Below are 1,307 nucleotides of genomic sequence, written 5' to 3'. Positions count from 1 at the left end.
GACGACCTTGCTCGATGTCTGCGAGTCGCGGGCGAGGGCGAAGGCGTCGGCGACGTCGTGGAGCGGCACGACGTGGGTGACGACCTGCTCGATCTCGGGCCGTGCCGCCAGCAGCGTCACGGCCTCGTCGATCTCGTCGTGGAACCGGAACGTGCCCACGAGCGCGACCTCCTTCGAGATGAACGGGGCCAGGTTCACCGGCCGCGGCTCGTTGGGCACCATCCCGACCTGCACCACCACGCCCTTGCGGCGCACCGCCGCACCCGCCGACGAGATCGCCACCGGCGCCCCCGAGCACTCCAGCACCACGTCGAACGCGTTCGCCGGCAGCTCGTCCACCCCGATCCGCACCACCGCGTCCGCGCCCAGAGCGCGGGCCCGCTCAAGCGGCGCCTCGAGCACATCACTGACGGTGATGTGCTCAGCGCCCCGGGCACGCGCGGCCGCGACCGCGAGCAACCCGATCGGCCCCGCCCCCGACACCAGCACCCGCGTCCCGGCGAGATCTCCTGCTCGCGTCACAGCGTGCAGGGCGACCGCGAGCGGCTCGGCGAGCACGGCCCGCCGCACGCCCAGCCCCTCCGGCAGCACCCGGACCATGTCCTCCCCCACCACGAGCAGCTCACTCATCGCCCCCTGCGTGTGCGGCCACGTCGACGCGCTGCCGAGGTACGACCCGCCCGGCCACAGGTGCGGATCCTCCTCGATCCCCCGCTCGGAAGAACCGAATCGCGCGGGGTGCACCGTCACCGGCGTGCCCGACGCCAGCCGCCCCGACGGATCAACATCCACCCGCCCCGACAGCTCGTGCCCCGGCACGAGAGGCTCCCGGACGACGTACTCCCCGTTCGCGCCCTCGAAGTAGTAGTGCAGATCCGACCCGCAGATCCCCACGTACTCCACCCGCAGCCGCACCTGCCCCGCCCCCGGCTCGGGCGCCGGAGCGTCCCGAACAGCGATCTGCTCCTTGCCATCGATGAACGCCGCGCGCATCATCGCCTCCCCCTCGCTCATACGACCGCCGTCATCCCGCCATCGACGAAGATGTTCTGACCCGACACGAAGCTCGACGCATCCGAGACGAGATACAGCAACGTCCCCCACAGCTCCCGGAAATCCCCCCACCGCTGAGCCGGAGTGCGCTGGATGAGCCACGCGTTGAATGCCTCGTCCTCCACCAGCGCCCGATTCATCTCCGTCGCGAAGTACCCCGGCGAGATCGCGTTGACCTGCACATTGAACCGCGCAAGATCCGCCGCCATCCCCTTCGTCAGCATCGCCACCCCGCCCTTCGACGCCGAATACGG

2 protein-coding genes are annotated in these 1,307 nt (G+C 70.8%); both read right to left on the bottom strand.

Features of this window, described 5'->3' with window-relative positions:
• On the bottom strand, window positions 1-993 hold a 993-nt coding region (locus QWJ90_RS14840; RefSeq protein WP_290108647.1), incomplete at its 3' end, for a zinc-binding dehydrogenase.
• Between the two features lie 17 nt (window positions 994-1,010).
• The coding region (locus QWJ90_RS14835; protein ID WP_290108646.1) for an SDR family oxidoreductase at window positions 1,011-1,307 on the bottom strand (297 nt) is incomplete at its 5' end.

Source organism: Microbacterium oryzae, assembly GCF_030406385.1.
GTDB lineage: Bacteria > Actinomycetota > Actinomycetes > Actinomycetales > Microbacteriaceae > Microbacterium > Microbacterium oryzae_A.
This window is presented reverse-complemented; position numbering and strand designations above follow the sequence as displayed.